The organism is Pontibacillus litoralis JSM 072002 (assembly GCF_000775615.1).
Taxonomy (GTDB): domain Bacteria; phylum Bacillota; class Bacilli; order Bacillales; family BH030062; genus Pontibacillus; species Pontibacillus litoralis.
In genome coordinates this window covers 1-20,058 of sequence record NZ_AVPG01000009.1, presented here as the reverse complement: position 1 = coordinate 20,058, position 20,058 = coordinate 1, and the positions used below count along the sequence as shown (strand labels likewise).

The following is a 20,058-nucleotide window of genomic DNA, read 5'->3' as shown; positions in this document are numbered from 1 at the left end:
CTATCAAACTTTCTCCTATTCCTACACTATTTTTCTGAATATTCCTATTTTTAAAGGATTTTTCTCTTTCATTATCGAATACGTATAAAATGAAGTCTTATTCATTCGATGGATACATCAGAGAGAAGGCGGTGATGCAGCATGATTCATTATTCGACTTTCAATCAACTTCCGGCTCCTGCTGCGTATTTGGATATAGAAGCGCTTGATGCCAATTGCGCTAAAGTCGCGGAGCAAGCGAACGGGAAGAAGATTCGGATCGCAAGTAAATCAATTCGCTCCATACAAGTGATGAAGCGAATCTTAGCAAGTAACGATTGTTTTCATGGGGTAATGTGTTATAACCCGCGGGAAGCGGTTTTTTTATTACAAGAAGGTTTCGACGATGTGCTTATAGCCTATCCAACGATGGATCACGAAGCGCTGAAGCAGATTAGTGAAAAGACGCAAGAAGGAAAGCTTATTACTGTTATGGTGGATTGTGTGGAGCATGTGGAGCTACTTGAACATATCGCTAATCAATCGCACGGAATGTTTCGCGTGTGTGTGGACGTCGATATGAGCTTAAAGCAGTTTGGGTTGTACTTTGGAGTAAGGCGTTCCCCTCTTCGAACGACGGAGGAAGTCTTATCTGTTGTCGATGCGATAGGGACAAGCCCTTCGCTTCGTTTAGACGGAGTAATGGGGTATGAAGCGCAAGTAGCTGGTGTGGCAGACAACCTCCCTGGAAAAGGAGTCAAGAATCATTTCATTCGTTGGCTGAAAAAACGCTCCTTACAAGAATTCCCTAACAGACGCAAAGCAATTGTAGAAGCGATCCAGCAAAAAGGTTTAGAACTCCGTTTCGTCAATGGAGGTGGGACAGGGAGTCTACATTCCACTGTTCAAGAAGCAATTATTACCGAAGTAACTATAGGTTCAGCTTTTTTTTCCCCACATTTGTTTGACCATTACGAAGGTCTCTCTTATTCACCAGCTCTCTTTTATACAACGCCAATTGTTCGCAGAGCGGCTCCTAGCATTTATACGTGCTATAGCGGCGGATATGTAGCAAGTGGGGAAATCGGCGAAGATAAACGCCCTCAACTGTATATGCCTGCTAGTAGTCGGCTTATTACGGTAGAAGGGGCGGGAGAGGTGCAAACACCGTTTATTTTTCATAGTTATGATAGCTTGAATATTGGTGATGTAGCCGTTTTTCGTCATAGCAAAGCTGGGGAAGTTACAGAACATTTTCAAGTGCTGCATGCTGTCCAAGACGGGCACATAATCGATTCATTTAATACGTATCGGGGGGATGGACAATGCTTTCACTAGAACAGAAACAAATTGAGAATTGGTCAGGTGGAATACGCTTCACACCAGAACACATCCGCAAGCCATCTACCATTGAAGAAGTAATTGATGTTGTAAATGAAGCGACAAGCTCTAATAAACGTGTGCGCGTCATCGGTTCTGGCCATTCCTTTACTCCTCTTATGGCAACGAATCATTTATTGGTGTCATTGGATTATTTACAAGGTGTGAGAACCATTGATGAAGATCAATTTCTAGCTGAAGTATGGGGTGGGACGAAGCTATATCAATTAAGTGAGGAGCTGCATGAACGTGGCTATGCCTTAGAAAATTTAGGCGATATTAATGCACAATCCATTAGTGGTGCATTGTTAACGGGTACACACGGTACTGGAATTGGTCACGGCATTTTGGCTACACAACTCGAAGCATTGACTGTCGTATTAGCAAGTGGGGAAGTCGTCACTTACACGAAACAAGAGGATCCAGACCATTTTGCTGCGTTCGCTTTATCTTTAGGTATGCTTGGCATTGTTGTGTCCATGCAAATTCGCATCATAAAAGAGCAGAATTTTGTATATGAAAGCAAGCGTATGGACCAAGCTAACGTATTATCTAACATACAATCGCTTGTTCAAAAAAATGAGCATTTCGAGTGCTTCGCCTTTCCATACTCAACCAAAACACAAGTGAAAACGATGAACAGAACAGAGAAATCAGCTCAATCTCTGTCCTATAAAAAGTGGAAAACAAACACAATAGAGAATAAGGCGTTCTCTATTTTAAGTGAAGTGTCTCGAAAAATACCAACCCTTAGCTCCTCTATTAGTCGTTTTTCCGCCAATAGTGTCCCTACAAGTACGATGATTGGGCCAAGCTACCAATTGTTTTCAACGGAGCGCTCTGTACGCTTTCATGAAATGGAGTACAGCATTCCATTAAAATATTTCTCTACTGTACTAACGGAACTAAACCAAATGATTGAAGCTAAACAAATCGCCGTTCACTTTCCAATTGAATGTCGTTTCGTCAAAAGGGATGACTTATGGCTTAGCCCCGCATATAAGCGAGATGCCGCTTACATTGCTGTACACATGTACAAAGGCATGCCTTTTGAGTCGTACTTTCAAGCAGCTGAAGAAATTTTTCAACGGTACGATGGCCGCCCTCATTGGGGAAAAATGCACACTTGCACCTATGATCAACTACTTAAGACTTATCCGATGCTCCCTTCCTTTCTTCAACTTCGCAAAGAGCTCGATCCACATGACATTTTTGTGAACGACTATATACAACGCCTTTTTGCATTATAATAGAAAGAAAAGCAAGAGGAGATACAAGAAATGAACTCAAATCAATGTCCTATATGTCAACAAAACAACCAATGCGGAAATAATGGCGATAAACCTTGCTGGTGTAGCAAGAAGTCCTTTCCCGAACACATATTTGAAATGATTCCAGAAGATAAATTGCATAAAGCATGTATTTGCCGTGAATGTTTGAAGAAATATGCACAATGATTGCACCTCCCCTTGGGTATACCGAGGGGTTACTTATTGACAAAAATAGAAACACATTGTAAAATGACTGATATTCATTCATAATATGGGATATGGGGTGATAACATGGATAACAAAAAGGAGAAGATTATTCACTCAGCAATTAATGTGTTCCAACAAAAAGGTATTGAAAGAACAAAAGTATCTGATATTGTTAAAGGCGCAGGTATTGCTCAAGGCACCTTTTATTTATACTTCCCTTCTAAGCTAGCCGTCATGCCTTCTATTGCAGAGGTGATGGTAAATAAACTTGTGCAAACAATGGAACAAGAAGTTGACCGCGAACAAACATTTACCAATCAACTAAAGCAAGTTGTTGACATCGTCTTTCAAATCACGAATGACTATCGTGACATTTACGCCCTAATGTTCGCAGGTTTAGCATCCAGTGACTACTTGAAAGAATGGGAAACTATTTATGAACCTTATTATGCCTGGATGAGTGAATTTCTACAACAAAGCAAAGCATCCTCCGTCCTGCGAGCCAATATGGATACGGAGGCAAACGCCAAATTGTTAATAGGTTTAATCGAATCAGCAGCGGAACAATCCTACTTATATGATCAACAAGAAGAAGATAAAGCAACTCAAAAAAAGAAAGAAGTAACTGAATTTGCTATACACGCATTAGGCAACTAATTCAGCTTGGGTTTCCCAAGTTTTTATAATAAAATGACTGATATTCAGTCACAATTTAAGTGGAGGAGAAATAATGAATAAATCATGGATTTACGTAGTCTTAACAAGTTTATTTGAATTACTTTGGATTTTTGGATTTAATACCGCTTCAACATGGTGGCATTGGGTACTTATTATTAGTGCTATTCTACTTGATTTACATTTTCTAACGAAAGCATGTGAAGGATTACCAACCGGAACAGTGTACGCCATCTTCGCTGCTGCTGGTACTGTAGGTACAGCATTAATGGACATTTATATCTTTGGGGGAAGCTTAAGTATTGAGAAAATATTCTTTATGTTCCTTCTCGTTGTTGGCGTCATTGGCCTGAAGTTATTTGATCACCCAGAGACGACATCAGCCAGTAAGGAGGTGCATTCCTAATGGGATGGATACTAGTTGCATGCGCATCTATATGTGAAATATTAGGTGTCTTAGGTTTACGTTTATATAGCCAAAACAAGACAATCGCGAACGGTGCACTTTATTTAGGAGGATTAGGCGCTGCATTTGCCTTTCTATACGCCTCTTTTTCCCATTTACTTGTAAGCATTTCATATTCCGTTTTCGTAGGAGTTGGAACAGCAGGTGCTGTCATTATGAATATGTTATTTTTCGGTGAATCAACGAATAAATACCGCATTGTCAGCTTAATTTTAATCATTATCGGCGTTACAGGCTTAAAATCATTATCCTAAATACACCAATGCGCGCAAATCCTTTTGATTTTCGCGCATTATTCATGATTTTGACGCACATTTTTTGAATTCTGAGCACATCACCGGAATTCTACGCACATATCCAGCACCCAATAAAGCCGCTTCAGTAAATGAAGCGGCTTCGTATCTGCTAAAAGGAAAGTCCACGTGATTTATTTAGGGAGAAAATCAATGGTAGATAAACTTTCCTTTATTATCAATTAGTTGTTGGATAGATGCTATAACGTGTGGTGTGTATTGTTTCAAGGTTGTTTCTGAGCCAACACCTGATAATACGCCTACACCGAATCGTCCGTGGCGGGAGAATTCCATGTCTGTTGGTGTGTCGCCAACGTGAATCACTTCGTCTCGCTTTAAGTTAAACGTGCGGCAAAAGATGTCCATCGCTTCTTCGTTTGGTTTTTTTTCATAACGGTCTGCGGTTGCGATAAAATCGACTTGATCACTGACTTGTAACTGTGCCAATGTCAGTTCTGTTACGTCATAATTATCCGCTGTTACCACACCTATCATTAGTTCATTTTGTTTTAATTGCTGGAATAAGGCGTGGACGTCACCGATGGATTTTATTTCGCTACGATTCTCTCGCGCATGTTTATAATAAAAGTTATTCACTTTTTCATGGATGATTTGCTGGTCAACGCCGAGCTCATCTGCAATAATTGTTGCAATGTCTTCTGATGTTTTGCTAGCTAACACGCTATGTTCTGCTACTCCTTCTTCTTCCATACCTAGTAATCTGGCAATTGTATCTACTTTTATATGCTGCTTGGCATCGTTCGCATATTGTGCAACAAGACTCTCTACTAACTGATATGTGGACTGTAGCCATAGCGTGTTAAATTCAATTAATGTGCCATCTTTATCGAACAAAATTGCTTTTATCATGAATTGCTCTCTTTCATTCGTTGTAATAATTCGCCCCACTTCGTCATCGTCGTAGGTTTCTCACCAAAATACAACGGGTTCGTAAATCCATAAAACGTGCCATCTATATAGCGAACATCAACCCGAAGCCAGTGATAATCATTATCTAATTGAAATTCATATGAAGATTCAGTACCATACTCGGTATGCACTACCTCTCCGTCAAGAATCCACTCGAAATAAATAGCTTCATCTGTTAAAACTTGCGCCATTGCTTTACCGCTTCTCCTTTCACACGTATCACCAGCCATGTACTCTCCTGCACAAAAGTCGATAAATTCTCCTCTGGAAACGACGACATGCCCTTGACGAATTTGGCGAACAATCTCTTTCGCTGAAAGCTCATTACCATAGACGAACGTACCTGGGTCGCCTATTAAAGATGGTTCCGTGCTACCCTCATATGTTTCCTCTGGTTTCATATGAGAATCGGAACCACCAATTCCCGTAATGCGGTAGCCATCATTTAATAAAATCGACCACGCTTGCAATGCTAGATTCGTTGCGTGTTCATTGTCAGGGTACGTTGGATCGTTACAAATTTCAATAGAATCAATGGATAATAACGGCGTTTCTTGCAATAGCCATTTCCACTCTGTTAAAAATGGATGGTTGACTGACGTAAGTGCATCACCATAATCATCATGAATAATACGATTCATTCCTTCTTCAGACAGTAAATCGTGCATGCGATTATCGGAAAAAGGAGATTTTTTCGTATCGATAATATTATAATGGCCTAATGGCGACGTTACTTCCACGCCAGGAATGACAAGGATATCTGTTTCAGCAAACCAAGATGTCGGCACGATGTTATGATCTGTTGCTACAAAGAAATCCAGCCCTTGGTTGTTAGCACTTTCCATATTTTCTTCACGAGTCATTTTACCATCTGAGTATATGGTGTGTGTATGGAAATCACCTTTATACCATTTGCTTCGTTCTTGAATCACTTTGTTTGATTGAAAAGCTTGTAAATCAAATACTGCTTGATCTGGCGTTTGCCAATGATAAGCATTTGGCTGTAAAACGGTGTCTAATTCATTAAACGAAATACTTAATGTACACCATTTTGCGGAAGCCTCCACCTCTTCTTTTGCAAAAATCCCTATATCTACTGTCCATTGTCCCTCATGAATCGTTCCATACACTGTATTCGGACTTGTTTTCTCAGGATCCTCATGAATAACAAACGGCTGCTTCGTAATATTCATATATTGTCCTCGTAGCTGTTGCTTTTCGTCATAAACCATACATGTTAACCACATATTTGGTTGTTCCTCTACCTGAAATGAGATAGAGGAAACACCTGCTGGAACTGCGAAATGTTGCTGTTGATTTAATACTTTATGCTTCTCGTCTTGTTTGAAATTTAAACATATCAACTGTTACACCCCCTGGTTATTGATTGACTTCATCTAATGCTTTCTGAGCCGCTTTATCTGCTTCTTTTAACGCTTCTTCTGCAGGAATATTTTCTAATTCTACTTTATCCGCTGCAATCGACAACGCATCAATAATTTTTCCGCCTGTTGGATCAATAAATCCAGATGTACCAATCTGTGCTTGCTCAAATGGAACGCCTGCGTACGGATTTTCTTCAATAAACGTCTTGTATTCAGGAACGTCCATTGCCGTATGTTTAACTGGTATATAGCCAATTGCTTGGGCCCAATCCGCATTTACTTCAGGGCTAGTAAAGTAATTCATAAATGCTACTGCTGCTTCTTTTTCTTCGTCTGCGATACTTTCTGGAACTGCCATAAATAGACCTTCTACAATCGGTTTTCCTTCATTGCCGTTAAATCCTGGTTGCAATGTGGAATCAATAATCTCAAAGTCTAAGTTCCCTTTATCACCTGATGAACCTGTGTAGCTTGTCGCGCTTCCATTCATTACTTCATCAATCGTTTTATACCAATATTCCCAGCCTTGTCCGCCAGAGTTCACTTTCATCGTTTTCTCTTCATGGATTTGCTTCCGAATGAAATCCCAAGACGCCACCCAAGCTTCTTCGTCTATCATGACTTCTGTTCCGTCTTCGTTCAAAATTGTGCCTCCGCTACTTAACGCAAGGTCGATTAAGTTATTTTGATCCCACATTGGTAGGTGTCCGAAATCGGCTACACCTTGTTCTTGAATTTCTTTGGAAGCTTCTGCTAGGTTTTCCCATGAGGAGAACGCTTCTTCTGGATCAATACCTGCTTTTTCATATAAGTCCTTACGGTAATACATAACTTGCGTCGTACCATAAGCTGGAAGCCCATAATAAGAATCATCTATTTTCGTAGGGTTAATAAATACATCAAGAAAATCATCTTCATTAAATGCATCATTTTCTTCTAAAAAATCATTTAATGGCGTGATCGCTTCTTTAGATGCTAAATCATGCATTTGCGCACCACCAGTAATGAATACGCCAGGTGCAGTATCTGAAGCGATTGCAGCTTGTAGCTTTTGATACGTTTCGTCATAACTAGCTTGTGAAACACCTTTGACAACATAATTATCTTGAGATTCATTAAAAGATTGAATAATGCCTTCCATTTTCTTTCCTGCTTCACTACCTAATCCAAACCAATACTCAATTTCTATAGGTTTATCTGTTTCACTTGCTGCTTCTTCCGCCTTTCCTTCCTTCGTATTTGCGGCACAAGCAGAAACAAACAATAGTACCAGCGACATTACCAAAGCGACAAACATGTTTTTCTTCATTCTCCTACCCCTTTTTTGATAAATTTTTTATATGAAAGACGAGTGATAATCTATCCTTTTAATCCATTATCACTGATGCCTTTAATAAACCATTTTTGCAACACAATAAAGAGCAACAATAGCGGTAAAACAGCCAATACGTTAGCAGCCATAATCATCGGCCATTGACTAGAAAATGTACCCTGTGCTGTAAAGAATTGATTTAAACCTACTGTGACTAGATAATTTTCTTGGCTTTTCACAATAAGGGATGGCCATAAATAGTTGTTATACATTTGCACAAAACTAATGAGCGCCACAGTGAAAATCGATGACTTACTCATGGGAATCATGACTTTCCACAATATAGCTACATCATTCGCTCCATCTGCACGAGCTGCTTCTACCATCTCTTTCGGCACTTGCATAAATGCTTGGCGAATCATAAAAATACAAAACACACTAGCAATGTTCGAAATAATAATCCCAGCTAACGTATCGAGCAATCCTAATTTCGCAACAATAACGTAACTTGGTACATACGTAGCGGCTACTGGCAACATGTACGTCATCAAAATCGAATTAAATAACACGTTCTTTCCTTTGAACTGCAATTGCGTTAGCGCATAAGCCATCATACAAGCGAGCACGACTTGAAAAACGACGATTACTAGCGCTGTTACCGTACTGTTATATATATACAAGCCGAATGGTGCTAGCTCTAACGCCCCGGGGAAATTGCCCCATTGTGGCGTATCTGGAAGCCATTTTAAAGGAATAGCGAATATCTCTTCTCCTGTTTTTAACGAGCTAAGCAACATCCAAATTAATGGAAATATCATCATCATACTTAGCACAATTAATACAATATACCTCGGTATAGAATGCTTCGTTGCTTGATCCATACTCGCACCTCCTTAATAGTGAACCCATCGTTTTGACGCATAAAACATAATGAGAGAAAGCAACATGGTAAATACGACAATGATTGTAGCCAAAGCGGTTGCTTGTCCCATTTGGAACTGTTCAAACGCCATTTGGTAATACAAGTATAGAAGCGTTCTTGTACTTCCAGATGGACCACCTTGTGTCATAACTTGAATTTGGTCATATGCTTGGATTGCGTTAATCGCTGATACAATTGCTAGAAATAACGTCGTCGGCGATACAAGCGGAAGCACAACTGTCTTAATTCGCTGTAAGCCAGAAGCTCCTTCTAAGTGACTTACTTCATATAAATCATTTGGTATTTTAGATAAGGCATCAGAGTAAAACAACATCGCCCAGCCAGCATTTTTCCAAACGGTGACAATAATGATTGCCCAAATCGCTGTATCCGAATCGGTTAACCAATCTGGTTGTGGCAAATGGAACCAACCTAGAACTTGATTCATTAAGCCAACATCCGGTTCATAAATCCATGTCCATACAATTGACATCGCAACCATTGGCGTAATCCAAGGAGAGAATAAAAAAGCACGGAACCACGTTTCTCCTTTTAATCCTTTTCGCAACAATAAAGCTAGTAGTAATCCAATGATAATAGTTGGAATAATCGTCATAACTGCAAATAATGCGGTGTTCCATAACGCTTGATAAAAATCAGCACTTGTTAGCGTAGTCGTGTAGTTTTCAACCCCAACATAATCAAACGTTGGACTTATGTAATCCCAATTGGTGAAGCTTAGCCAAATGGAAACAAACATCGGAAAAAACCAAAAAACAGCTAAAGGAATCATGGGAATCCCAATAAAAAACAACAACTTCCCAACAGTCTTCAAACGCGACACTATACCAACTCCTTGTGAGGATATAATGATTCTTCTGTATGTGGATCAAATACATGTAGCTTATTCGCATCTAATTGGATGTAAATTGTTTCTCCAACACAAATATCCTCATCAGGATTTACACGAATCTTCCATTTCTCCCCTTGCACTTCACCATGCACAAACATATCGGCACCCATCATTTCTGTAAAGCGTACGCTCATCGGTATGCCTTTCTGTTCTGAAGTGAGCGACATATTTTCCGGGCGTACTCCGATTATGACGTCCCCCTCATGAAATAGTGGTTGTTGCACTCCTCCGACTACAGTGCCATCTAACAATTTGATTTCTTCATTTGATAATTTCCCAGGCAAAAAGTTAATCGTCGGTGCACCAATAAAACCGGCGACAAAGATATTTTTAGGTTGATTGTATACTTCTTTTGGTGTCCCAATTTGCTGAATATAGCCGTCTTTTAAAATAACGATTTTGGATGCCATGGTCATTGCTTCCGTTTGATCATGCGTCACATAAATAGTCGTTGCCTTCAGACGACGATGCAATTGCATAATTTCCTCACGCATGTGCGTACGCAGTTTAGCATCTAAATTGGACAGAGGTTCATCCATTAAGAAAATGTTTGCATTCCGCACAATCGCTCTTCCTAAAGCTACTCGCTGTTTTTGTCCACCAGATAAAGATTTCGGTTTATGCTTTAAATAATCGGTTAAACCAAGAATGTCAGCTGTTTTTTCTACTTGTTTCTTTATTTGGTCTTTTGGTGTTTTTCTTATTTTCAAACCAAAAGCAATATTATCAAAAACAGATAAATGTGGGTATAATGCATAGTTTTGGAATACTAATGCAATATCTCGGTCCTTAGGCGGAATATCGTTTACCACCTTATCATTCATCCAAAGCTCCCCATCAGATATGGATTCAAGTCCTGCTAGCATGCGTAACATTGTTGATTTCCCACATCCTGAAGGACCGACAATGACTACGAATTCTTGCTCTTCTATATTCAAATTAAAGCGATCTATCGTCTTACGATCTTGGTTATCGTATTGCTTTGATAAATCGACCATACGGATTTTAGCCAAAATAGGTTACCCCCTGTTTTTTATTTTTCTTTATTTTATGTTTGTTTTTCTTTGCAAAATTAATTATAAAAATGAAATGTAAAGATAATTAAAGATTTATGTAAATTCAATGTTATGAAATTATGAAGGTAATTTAATAGAAAAAAGGAAGTGATTACTAGTATAATAGAGGGAAGGTTACGGATTTAAGGCTTTTTGTAGCCTATAATTGACTGAGGTGAAACGATGCTTAGAAATGATAGAATTAAATTTATCATGGATTTTTTGCAACAAAATCAAACAGCTAAAGTGGGATTTTTAAGTAAACAATTAAATGTAACACCAGAAACCATCCGACGAGACTTAGAACATTTAGAAGAAGTGGGGACTATAAAGCGTGTCCACGGTGGTGCCATGATCAACCAAACGAATACACCTGAGACAAACTTTTTAGTGCGAGAGGCTATTAATATTAAGGAAAAAGAATTTATTGCGCTAGAGGCATGTCAATACGTACAAGAGGGAGACTTTATTGCCTTAGATGTCAGTACAACAAATACAGAAATAGCCAAACAATTGCAAAAGAACTTTAATCAATTATCCATTTTGACGAATTCTCTTACCATTGCGACGATTGTAAGTCAAAACCCTAACTTTGAAGTTATACTCCCAGGAGGACGATTGCGAAACTCAGAATTATGTATCGTCGGCGGCTCTGCCATTAAACAGATTAACAGACTACATATCGATACGTTCTTCATGAGTGTTAGTGGCGTTTCGTTAACAGACGGACTAATGGATATTGGTCATGGAGAATATGAAGTGAAAATGGCTATGTTTAACAATGCTACCAATACGTTAGTCGTGGCAGATCACACGAAATTCGAAGCAACATCCATGTTACGTATCGGGCCATTATCATCAGTAAATGGTATTATTACCGACCCGATGATTGCTCAGGCAATTGTCGAGCATTTTGACAGTAATGGAATACCGCTATTTTATTATCAAGAAGAGCAAGTAGAATGTTGACTCTAGACATCGGTCTGGAGTTTTTTTCATCATAAAGGTGAAAAATAAAGGAAAGGTATTATAAGAATATCTTTTTTTTGCTAAAGTTAAAGTGACCAATTGATTTGGAGGGATATGGAATGAAGAAATGGGCATTTGTTTCGGATTTTGATGGCACAATTTCAAACAAAGACTTTTATTGGATTGTGATTGAGAAGTACTTTCCTGAAGGTGAAAAATTATATCATCAATGGAAAGCAGGTCAGGTCAAGGATATCGACTTTCTTCGGACAGTTTTCCAATCCATTGATCAAGACGAAGAACAAATCGTAACAGATATTTTGAACATTCCCATTGATGAACACGTCCCAGCATTTATACAGCACGTCCAACAAAGTGACGGTGACGTTTATATACTAAGTGCTGGCACCGATTATTACATTCACCACATTATGCGCAAATACGGCATGGAAGATGTGACGGTATTGTCCAACAAAGGGTATTATGAGGCAAACAATATCCACTTAGACATTGACCCTGCACACCATCACTACTCAGCACGATACGGCATCGATAAAGCGAAAGTCATACAATCATTGAAAGAAGAATATGAAATCGTCCACTTTGCTGGTGATAGCGAACCCGACTCGCATCCTGCCGTATATGCAGATGTCACGTTTGCTAAAGATGCCCTGCAACATATTCTTAAAGAAAAAGATGTTCCTTATGTAGCTGTGAACAACTTTAAAGAAATCGAGCAGGAGTTAATACAGGAAGGATTTATCCATCATGGCTAACCCGATTACGAACATCCCTATCCCGGCCATATTGGAAATCAGGAGCGGCGCCATTTATAGCCTTGAAGCCATATTGATGAAACATGGATTTGAAAAAATATTACTCTTATTTGACGACTTCACCTTTGAACACTATGAACAAAAGGTTAAAAGCACATTTACCACATTAAACGTAAACACCGTACAAATCGATACGAACCTATCAATTGAAGATTTAATTTCAACTGCTTTCAGTATAGACACCTATGACGTCATAGTAGCTATCGGCGGTGGATCCATCATCGATTTCGGCAAATACATTAGCTTCACGCGACGCACGCCTTTTATTAGCATTCCTACCTCCGCCTCTAATGACGGATTTGCAAGCAGCAATTGCTCATTGCTAGTAGAAGGAAGAAAAACAACCGTTCCCGCACGTGTGCCATACGGAATTGTTGCCGACTTAAGCGTCATCCAACAAGCTCCAGATAAGTTTATTTTAGCAGGTATCGGCGACTTAATGTCCAATATTACCGCGCTATATGACTGGGATTTCGAAGACAAGCACGGAGTCAGTCAAGTAAACGCCTTCTCCTCTATGCTTAGTAAAAAAGCCGTGAATAGCTTTATTCGCACGCCGATGCACGACATCAAACACCCGACCTTCCTAAAAGAGCTCGTCAGTTCCTTAACCATGGGCGGCGTATCAACCGTCATTAGCGGAAATAGCGCACCGATAAGCGGATCCGAACACTTAATATCCCACGCCCTAGACAAATACGCTAATCATCCAAACATGCACGGCATCCAAGTCGGTATTGCCACCTATATTATGGCCAGCGTACAACAACACCGAGCAGAACGAATGCACAAAGTATTCAGCAGAACAGGCTTTTTCAACTATGTCAAAACACTTGGCATTAAACGAACAGATTTTGAAAAAGCAATCCAACAAAGTCCACTCATCAAGCCACACCGCTACACATACTTACACGACGAAACATATCGAGCAAAAGCAATTTCTTTTCTACACGAAGACGAAACCTTAAAAGAAATTCTCCATTAAAGAGAGAGCCCCCCTCTCTCTTTAATGCATTTAGCGCATAAATCTCGTATTCCGAGCACAAATCTCGTATTCCGAGCACAAATCGCAAATCCCGCGCACAACGCAACAAAAAAAGAGGTTAGCTACAAGGGAGATGCCCCCCAAAAGTTAGAATAAGAATCTAACTTTGCGGGATCATTACCATGCTGTCCTCTTTTTGTTATCACAGAAGACCCTGCCAATCGAGCGAGGTGCCTCTTTATGCGTTCATATAATTTTCCATCACTTTCGGTACGTAGGCCATTGTTTCGCTAAAAGGTGGGATGCCTCCATATTTGTCAACGTTTCCTGGACCTGCATTATAGGCTGCTAAAGCTAGTTCTTTATTCCCGTTATATTTATGTAACAATTGGCTGAGATATTTTGCTCCGCCGTTAATGTTTTGAACTGGGTCAAATGGATCTTGCACACCTAATCCTCTAGCGGTACTGGGCATTAGTTGCATTAACCCCTTCGCACCGGCTTCGCTGACTGCATTTGCATTGTAATTGGACTCTTGCTGGATGACTGCATGGAGTAGTTTCGGGTCTAAATCATGTGCTTTTGCAGCTGCTTCTATGTATGGCGCATACTGATTATCACCGCTCGTATGTATTGGCGCTATAGCCTTCGGTGTATATCCTGCATGAACTACTGGTGCTGGAGTACCCATTTCACTGCTAGGTACGATTGGTGTTTGTAATTTTCCTAATTCGCTTTGCAATACTTGGGAAAACAAAAGAGAATTTTGCATCGGTTGAACTGGTGATGATGTGCTGCCAGGTCCGATATTTCGCATTGCTTGTAGTTGCATCATTTCTTGCCATAGTTGTACTTTCAACGAACAACACCTCTTCTTTCATAACTACTTTCTATTATATATTATCGGCCACTTTTATAATATGTTGTACAATAAAAAGCAATATAAAGAAAAAATAGATGCATGTAGCTAAAAAAGAACGCTTCAAATTTGGCTAAGCTCCCTACAAGAAAATGCGACCTTCACTATTTCATTGCACCAAAACAACCGCTTCGATGTAGATCCCCATCAAAGCGGTTACTTATTCATTTATCCCAATAATAAATTCACAAATACAACGAAAATTGTAATTGGGACAAGCAACACCATTAACCATCGCCACGTCTTGTACCATCCGTTTGCTAACGAATTCCCAGCTTTAAATTCATTTTCCACTAGCACTCGGTCCATTCCATAAATGACAAACATTGCAATAAGAAAGCTACCAATCGGCAATAAGATGTTACTTACGAGATAATCAGTCGCATCAAAGACCGATTTGCCCATTATGTGTATATCAGCTAATACACCGAACGATAATGCTGCTGGTATTCCCGCTGCAAAGACAACAATACCAGATATTGAAGCTACCTTTTTTCGTCCCCTCTTTCCACTTTCGGTGAAAGCAGAAACGATAATTTCTAGTAAACTAAAGGACGACGTTAACGTAGCAAATAAGAATAATAGTAAAAATAAACTTAAGAACACTTCGCCAAAAGGCATTTGAGCGAACACGGTTGGCAAGACGACGAATAATAATCCAGGTCCTTCTGTCGGCTCAAGCCCAAAGGCGAAGACCGCTGGAAAAATGGCAAGACCCGCCAAAAAGGAAACAACGATGTTCATAACAACAACAAAGGAAGCTGATGATGGGATACTTTCTTTCTTCCCTAAATACGATGCATAAGTTACCATGCAAGAAAAACCTACCGCTAAGGAGAAAAAGGATTGCCCTAACGCATACAGAACACCTTCGCCTGTAATTTGCGAGAAATCAGGCTTCAAGAAGAAACGAATCCCTTCCATCGCCCCATCTAGTGTGATCGAACGTATGACAATAACAACGAAAAAGACGAATAAAAGCGGCATTAAATATTTGCTCGCTTTTTCGATGCCATTTTTTATCCCAAAGGAAAGAACGATGACATTCATACACAAAAATAACGCAAGACCTAGCAGCCCTATCCAAGGAGTACTCGTAATCATACCGAAAAATTCTCCATATGCAGCACCATCATAAATGATAGCTCCAACTAGAGATAAAACGCTATAAATAAGTACCCAGCCACCTACAACACTATAAAAGGATAATAACAAGAAACATCCAACGACACCTAATCTACCAACAAGTACCCATAAGCTATTTGGCGCTAAGGTTTTATAAGCCGTAACAGCTTCCTTCTGCGCTCCTCTACCGATTATAAATTCACTGATTAACATCGGTAGCCCAATGAGAAGTGTAAATAAAATGAATAAAAGAAAGAACGCTCCTCCTCCATTCATACCTGTAACATACGGGAACTTCCATATAGCACCTAATCCTACGGCGGCACCAGCTGAAGAAAGAATAAACCCTACTTTCGATGACCATTGTTCACGCTCTGTACTCATGCGACACCTCCTCTAGTAGAAAAAGGGATAAGCTGAACCTATCCCTTTTATAAATGTGTACGAATATCCCATAATTCTGGGAAGAAACGCTGGTCTAATACGCGTTTTAAGTAATTTACCCCTGAGGAGCCTCCTGTACCTATTTTAAAACCAATAATACGTTCTACTGTTTTCATATGACGGAAGCGCCATTGCTGTAGCCAATCCTCAATATCGACTAATTTCTCTGCTAATTCATACAAGTCCCAGTACTGATCTACATTTTGATACACTTCTAACCAAGCTTGACGCACAGAATCATCTTCCTTGTACGCAATCGAGTAATCACGGTTTAACACGTCATCATTAATTGTGAAACCATGATGAGCAAGTTGCTGAATTGCTGCATCATATAAACTTGGTGCATGATAAGCTTCTAATAATTGTTCATGCAGCTTCTCATCTTTTTCATAAATTTTCAATACGTGGCTCGTTTTATAACCAAAAGCAAATTCAATCATTCGATATTGATACGATTGAAACCCAGAAGCTTGACCTAATGAATCACGAAACTCTAAATATTCCGATGGCGTCATTGTGGCTAGAACATCCCAAGCTTGAATAATTTGCGATTGTGTTTTGGATACGCGAGCAAGCCGCTTTAATGCTGTTGAAATATCTCCACCTTGTATGGAACCAATCGCGGCCTGTGTTTCGTGTAAAATTAACTTCATCCAAAGCTCACTAACTTGATGAATAATAATAAACAACATTTCATCATGGTGCTCCGATAAGCGATGTTGACTCGCTAAAATGCGATCAAGCTGTAAATAATCTCCGTACGTCATGTTTTCTTTAAAGTTCGTATGAATTCCTTGTTCCGATTGTGCAGCGCGGTTTTGGTGATTGTTTTCTGAATACGTCATCGTTGTCCCCCTATAATAATTAAATTGGCCGAATGACTGCTCGAACAGGACTTCCATCTGCATCCTTCAAAGGCAAAGGAAGAGCAATTAATTCATAATCTCCCTCTGGCACCCGATCAAGCATGACATTTTCCAAAATATGAATACCCTCTTTGTATAGTGTATGATGCCCTTCCATCTCTTTACTATCTAAAGCGTCAACAGAAGGTACATCTATCCCTATTAAACGAATTCCTTTCTTTCCTAAGTACGCTGCGCCATCAGCCGTTACACCAGGCACTTGCGCCGGAAAATGATCAGGGTTATTCGGTACACACGTTTTGATCAACACCCTTGTCACACCGTCCAATGAACAAGTGCGGAGCGCCGCTTCATCTATCTGGTCAAAAGCAGACAAATCTATCACTCTAGCTAGTCCGATGTACACATCTATCGCTAAATCCGTTACTTTCTCGCCATTATTGTCAAAATGAAACGGCGCGTCAATATGCGTTCCTGTATGCAAACTTGTTGTAATCCTTCCAATATTAACAGAACCGGTTTCCTGTTTTGAATACGTAATATTATAAGAAAACGGTGTATCGCCAGGCCAATGCCCAATGGAATCGTGTAAAGGCTGAGAAATATCGATCCACTTCTTATCCATCGTTTATGCCACCACTCCGCGTTCATTTTTATAGTTTTTATACAGTTCGCCGTCCATTATTTTCTTTAAAATCTGCACACTTTCCCACACGTCTTCAAAAGAATTGTACAATGCAACAGGCGCTAAACGAATTCCTTTCGGCGCACGGAAATCAGGAATTACTTGTTCATCCTTTAACGCCTTACAAATTCTTGCCGCTTCTGGATGCTCTAAATAAATGTGGCCTCCACGTTTATCATCCTCCGTTGGGTTACTAATCGTAAATTCATACGCAGATAGTTCATGACGAATTAAATCCATCATATACTGTGTAAGCTGCAACGACTTATGACGAATTTGCTCTATACCTACTTCCGAAAACATAGAAAGCGAACCAATAATAGGAGCTGTGCTTAATACGTGAGGAGTACCAATCTGATAGGCACTAGCTGTGTCTGCAGGCGTCAAATCATGATTCATATCAAACTGTTTCTCTTTCTTCGAGCTGAACCATCCTGCCAAACCAGGCGCATTGCCGAAGTGTTTCTTATTTACATAAAGCCCCGCAACAGAACCCGGACCTCCATTTAAATGCTTGTAATTACACCAAAGGGCAAAATCTACCCCCCACTCACTTAATTGATGCGGAATGGAACCTATCGAGTGGCACAAATCAAACCCAATCACAATTCCACGCTTGTGAGCTTCTTCTGTCAAACGTTCCATATCTAGCACTTGACCACTACGATAAAGGACCGAAGGCAGTAAAATAAGTGCGACGTCTTCTTGCATCGCCTCGATAATATCCTCTTCATTTAAAAGGTTTCCATCGGCACTCTGCACTTCTATTAAATGCTCTTGAGGATCGTACCCTTTTAACTTAAGCTGACTCTTCAATGCATAAATATCCGTTGGAAAGTTTAATTCGTCCGCCAAAATCTTCGTCCGTTTTCCATCAGGCTTATAAAAAGAAGCAATAAGCTGATGAATATTTACCGTCGTAGACCCCGTCACCATCACTTCTTCCGGAAGCGCACCTACTAATGGAGCCATTTGTTCCCCTAACGACTCGGATAGATAAAACCACGGATACGTCCCTTCTGTCCAACCATCGATTCCATACTGCTTCCAAGAATCTAATAATTCCATCAACGAGGCCTCCGCCCGTTTCGACAATAACCCTAAAGAATTGCCGTCTAAATAAATGACACCAGGTTGCACATAAAATTCTTCCCGATACTTCGCCAATGCATCCTCTTGATCTAACTGCCGAGCATATGCACAACTATAATCTGAAAGCTGCTTCATCATTTTATATCCCCTCCATGAACCATTATTATGTAAAACGAAACCCTTAACCCATTTAAGAAAATTATGAATATTTTATGTCTGAATTTTAATACAAAATGCGACACTATGTCAATGACATCATGTCAACGAAATTTTGTAATAAATAGCAAACTCCCCCTTATGCGTTGCTAATTTTCTATCGACCATGTAGAATGAACCGAAAATTAACTGACTATTCAAAAAAGCGCAAAAGGAGAAGAAACATGAATACTGATAAACCGTTATCACAAAGAAAGCTACAAGCTTTGCAAACACGCGAAAAATTATTAACAGCAGGACAAGAAACCTTTCTATCCAACGGCTTTCAAAAAACAACCATCTCACAAATCATCAAAAAAGCACAAACAGGATACGGTACTGCTTATGTGTACTTTCGCAACAAAGACGAATTATTTATCTATTTAATGGAGGAACTAATGAACAAATTTTACACCATTGCCGAGCTCCCATTCGAACCAATAACGCACGAAGAAGCCCGTTCGCTCATACGAAATCAAGTACAGCAATTCCTGCAATTATCCATTAAAGAGAAAGCCATGATGACAGTCATTCAAGAAGCCAAAGGGATTTCCCCCTCTGTTCAAGAAAAATGGAGCAACATAAGAGAACGATTCATTAGCCGCATCACCATAGATGTACAATACGCCCAAGCAGCAAACTTAGCCAAAAAATCGTTAAACCCACACCTTGTTGCAAGAGGATGGTTTTACGCCAATGAAATGTTTATGTGGGAGCTTGTCCACAACGAAAACCACTATTCCATAGACGATGTCATCAAAAATATGACTCAAATGTATGTAGAAGGACTGTATCATTAAGCTTTGTAGAGTAAACATTGTGGAAGAAATGACAAGGAACAGTGCGGTCTTAAATGCTAGTTATTTGATCACTACATTCCCCTTGACACCTTTTAAAAAAGAACATATAATATTAATTGTCTTCAAAATTAATTTCATCGTACGATTCCGTAGCTCAGCTGGGAGAGCGCCACCTTGACAGGGTGGAGGTCGTTGGTTCGAGCCCAATCGGAATCATACCTTCAAACTATTGATATAACAATGTTTGTAACTAAAACACCACCTTTTAAAAAGAGGCCACTGAAAAACTTACGTTTTTATATTCCCAAGGTCTCTTAAATCTAAAAAAAGGCACCATTTCGTTCTTTTTTGAAC

Annotated in this window: 21 protein-coding genes and 1 tRNA gene; 11 read left to right on the top strand and 11 right to left on the bottom strand. The window is 39.7% G+C overall.

The features are described 5' to 3' along the window. Positions 1–141 precede the first annotated feature (141 nt). The 6 genes from N784_RS07455 (at position 142) to N784_RS07435 (ending at position 4,232) form a co-directional block, all read left to right on the top strand. Complete coding sequence (locus N784_RS07455; protein WP_036833799.1) at positions 142–1,317, top strand: amino acid deaminase/aldolase; 1,176 nt, start codon at positions 142–144, stop codon at positions 1,315–1,317. After that, the gene (locus tag N784_RS07450) at positions 1,305–2,609 is read left to right on the top strand and encodes a D-arabinono-1,4-lactone oxidase (RefSeq protein WP_036833797.1); all 1,305 of its coding nucleotides are present in this window, start codon (positions 1,305–1,307) and stop codon (positions 2,607–2,609) included. Before N784_RS07455 ends, N784_RS07450 begins: the two co-directional genes overlap by 13 nt. A 30-nt stretch (positions 2,610–2,639) precedes the next feature. Further along, positions 2,640–2,816 carry a cysteine-rich CWC family protein gene (locus N784_RS16255; RefSeq protein ID WP_084600176.1) on the top strand — a complete coding sequence of 59 codons (177 nt, stop codon included), beginning with the start codon at positions 2,640–2,642 and terminating at the stop codon, positions 2,814–2,816. A 105-nt stretch (positions 2,817–2,921) separates the two neighbouring features. Continuing rightward, complete coding sequence (locus N784_RS07445; protein ID WP_036833795.1) at positions 2,922–3,494, top strand: TetR family transcriptional regulator; 573 nt, start codon at positions 2,922–2,924, stop codon at positions 3,492–3,494. A gap of 70 nt (positions 3,495–3,564) precedes the next feature. Beyond that, a complete protein-coding gene (locus N784_RS07440) occupies positions 3,565–3,918 on the top strand; it encodes a DMT family transporter (protein WP_036833794.1) in 354 nt (117 codons plus the stop codon). Beyond that, the gene (locus N784_RS07435; protein ID WP_036833792.1) at positions 3,918–4,232 is read left to right on the top strand and encodes a DMT family transporter; all 315 of its coding nucleotides are present in this window, start codon (positions 3,918–3,920) and stop codon (positions 4,230–4,232) included. Before N784_RS07440 ends, N784_RS07435 begins: the two co-directional genes overlap by 1 nt. Positions 4,233–4,421: 189 nt before the next feature. Here the strand turns inward: N784_RS07435 and N784_RS07430 are convergent, their stop codons facing one another. From N784_RS07430 to N784_RS07405, 6 genes are read right to left on the bottom strand one after another with little or no spacing between them, the layout of a single operon-like run. Beyond that, the gene (locus tag N784_RS07430; protein WP_036833791.1) at positions 4,422–5,141 is read right to left on the bottom strand and encodes an HAD family hydrolase; all 720 of its coding nucleotides are present in this window, start codon (positions 5,139–5,141) and stop codon (positions 4,422–4,424) included. Next, positions 5,138–6,565, bottom strand: a complete 1,428-nt coding sequence (locus N784_RS07425; RefSeq protein WP_036833790.1) for a CehA/McbA family metallohydrolase — start codon at positions 6,563–6,565, stop codon at positions 5,138–5,140. Before N784_RS07425 ends, N784_RS07430 begins: the two co-directional genes overlap by 4 nt. Before the next feature lie 16 nt (positions 6,566–6,581). Continuing rightward, on the bottom strand, positions 6,582–7,895 hold the full coding sequence (locus N784_RS07420) for an ABC transporter substrate-binding protein (protein ID WP_036833788.1): 1,314 nt from the start codon (positions 7,893–7,895) through the stop codon (positions 6,582–6,584). 50 nt (positions 7,896–7,945) lie between these two features. Beyond that, complete coding sequence (locus N784_RS07415; RefSeq protein ID WP_036833787.1) at positions 7,946–8,779, bottom strand: carbohydrate ABC transporter permease; 834 nt, start codon at positions 8,777–8,779, stop codon at positions 7,946–7,948. A gap of 12 nt (positions 8,780–8,791) precedes the next feature. Further along, the gene (locus tag N784_RS07410) at positions 8,792–9,613 is read right to left on the bottom strand and encodes a carbohydrate ABC transporter permease (protein WP_084600183.1); all 822 of its coding nucleotides are present in this window, start codon (positions 9,611–9,613) and stop codon (positions 8,792–8,794) included. Positions 9,614–9,663: 50 nt separating this feature from the next. Then, complete coding sequence (locus tag N784_RS07405; protein ID WP_408633507.1) at positions 9,664–10,731, bottom strand: ABC transporter ATP-binding protein; 1,068 nt, start codon at positions 10,729–10,731, stop codon at positions 9,664–9,666. Between the two features lie 240 nt (positions 10,732–10,971). Here N784_RS07405 and N784_RS07400 point away from each other — a divergent pair, with 240 nt between their 5' ends. The 3 genes from N784_RS07400 to N784_RS07390 all read left to right on the top strand — a co-directional run bounded on the left by N784_RS07400 (position 10,972) and on the right by N784_RS07390 (position 13,578). Continuing rightward, the gene (locus N784_RS07400; protein WP_036833784.1) at positions 10,972–11,757 is read left to right on the top strand and encodes a DeoR/GlpR family DNA-binding transcription regulator; all 786 of its coding nucleotides are present in this window, start codon (positions 10,972–10,974) and stop codon (positions 11,755–11,757) included. Between the two features lie 119 nt (positions 11,758–11,876). Further along, positions 11,877–12,533, top strand: coding sequence for an MtnX-like HAD-IB family phosphatase (locus N784_RS07395; protein WP_036833783.1), 657 nt, complete (start codon positions 11,877–11,879; stop codon positions 12,531–12,533). Continuing rightward, positions 12,526–13,578: an iron-containing alcohol dehydrogenase family protein gene (locus tag N784_RS07390; protein WP_036833781.1), complete on the top strand. Its 1,053-nt coding sequence runs from the start codon at positions 12,526–12,528 to the stop codon at positions 13,576–13,578. The genes N784_RS07395 and N784_RS07390 overlap by 8 nt, the downstream gene beginning before the upstream one ends. 238 nt (positions 13,579–13,816) lie before the next feature. Here N784_RS07390 and N784_RS07385 read toward each other — a convergent pair whose 3' ends face one another. The 5 genes from N784_RS07385 to kynU form a co-directional block, all read right to left on the bottom strand. Further along, a complete protein-coding gene (locus N784_RS07385) occupies positions 13,817–14,437 on the bottom strand; it encodes a lytic transglycosylase domain-containing protein (RefSeq protein ID WP_052127190.1) in 621 nt (206 codons plus the stop codon). Positions 14,438–14,665: 228 nt separating this feature from the next. Beyond that, positions 14,666–16,006 (bottom strand): sodium-dependent transporter, encoded by a 1,341-nt coding sequence (locus tag N784_RS07380; RefSeq protein WP_036833778.1) that lies wholly within the window; start codon positions 16,004–16,006, stop codon positions 14,666–14,668. 47 nt (positions 16,007–16,053) lie between these two features. Continuing rightward, entirely contained in the window at positions 16,054–16,911 is an 858-nt protein-coding gene (gene kynA / locus N784_RS07375) for a tryptophan 2,3-dioxygenase (protein WP_036833776.1), read from the bottom strand. A 19-nt stretch (positions 16,912–16,930) separates the two neighbouring features. Next, positions 16,931–17,557: an arylformamidase gene (kynB, locus tag N784_RS07370; RefSeq protein WP_036833775.1), complete on the bottom strand. Its 627-nt coding sequence runs from the start codon at positions 17,555–17,557 to the stop codon at positions 16,931–16,933. 3 nt (positions 17,558–17,560) lie between these two features. Then, a complete protein-coding gene (gene kynU / locus N784_RS07365) occupies positions 17,561–18,847 on the bottom strand; it encodes a kynureninase (protein WP_036833773.1) in 1,287 nt (428 codons plus the stop codon). A gap of 242 nt (positions 18,848–19,089) precedes the next feature. Here kynU and N784_RS07360 point away from each other — a divergent pair, with 242 nt between their 5' ends. Beyond that, complete coding sequence (locus tag N784_RS07360) at positions 19,090–19,704, top strand: TetR/AcrR family transcriptional regulator (protein WP_036833771.1); 615 nt, start codon at positions 19,090–19,092, stop codon at positions 19,702–19,704. Between the two features lie 143 nt (positions 19,705–19,847). Then, a tRNA-Val gene (locus tag N784_RS07355) sits at positions 19,848–19,920 on the top strand. Positions 19,921–20,058: the final 138 nt, after the last annotated feature.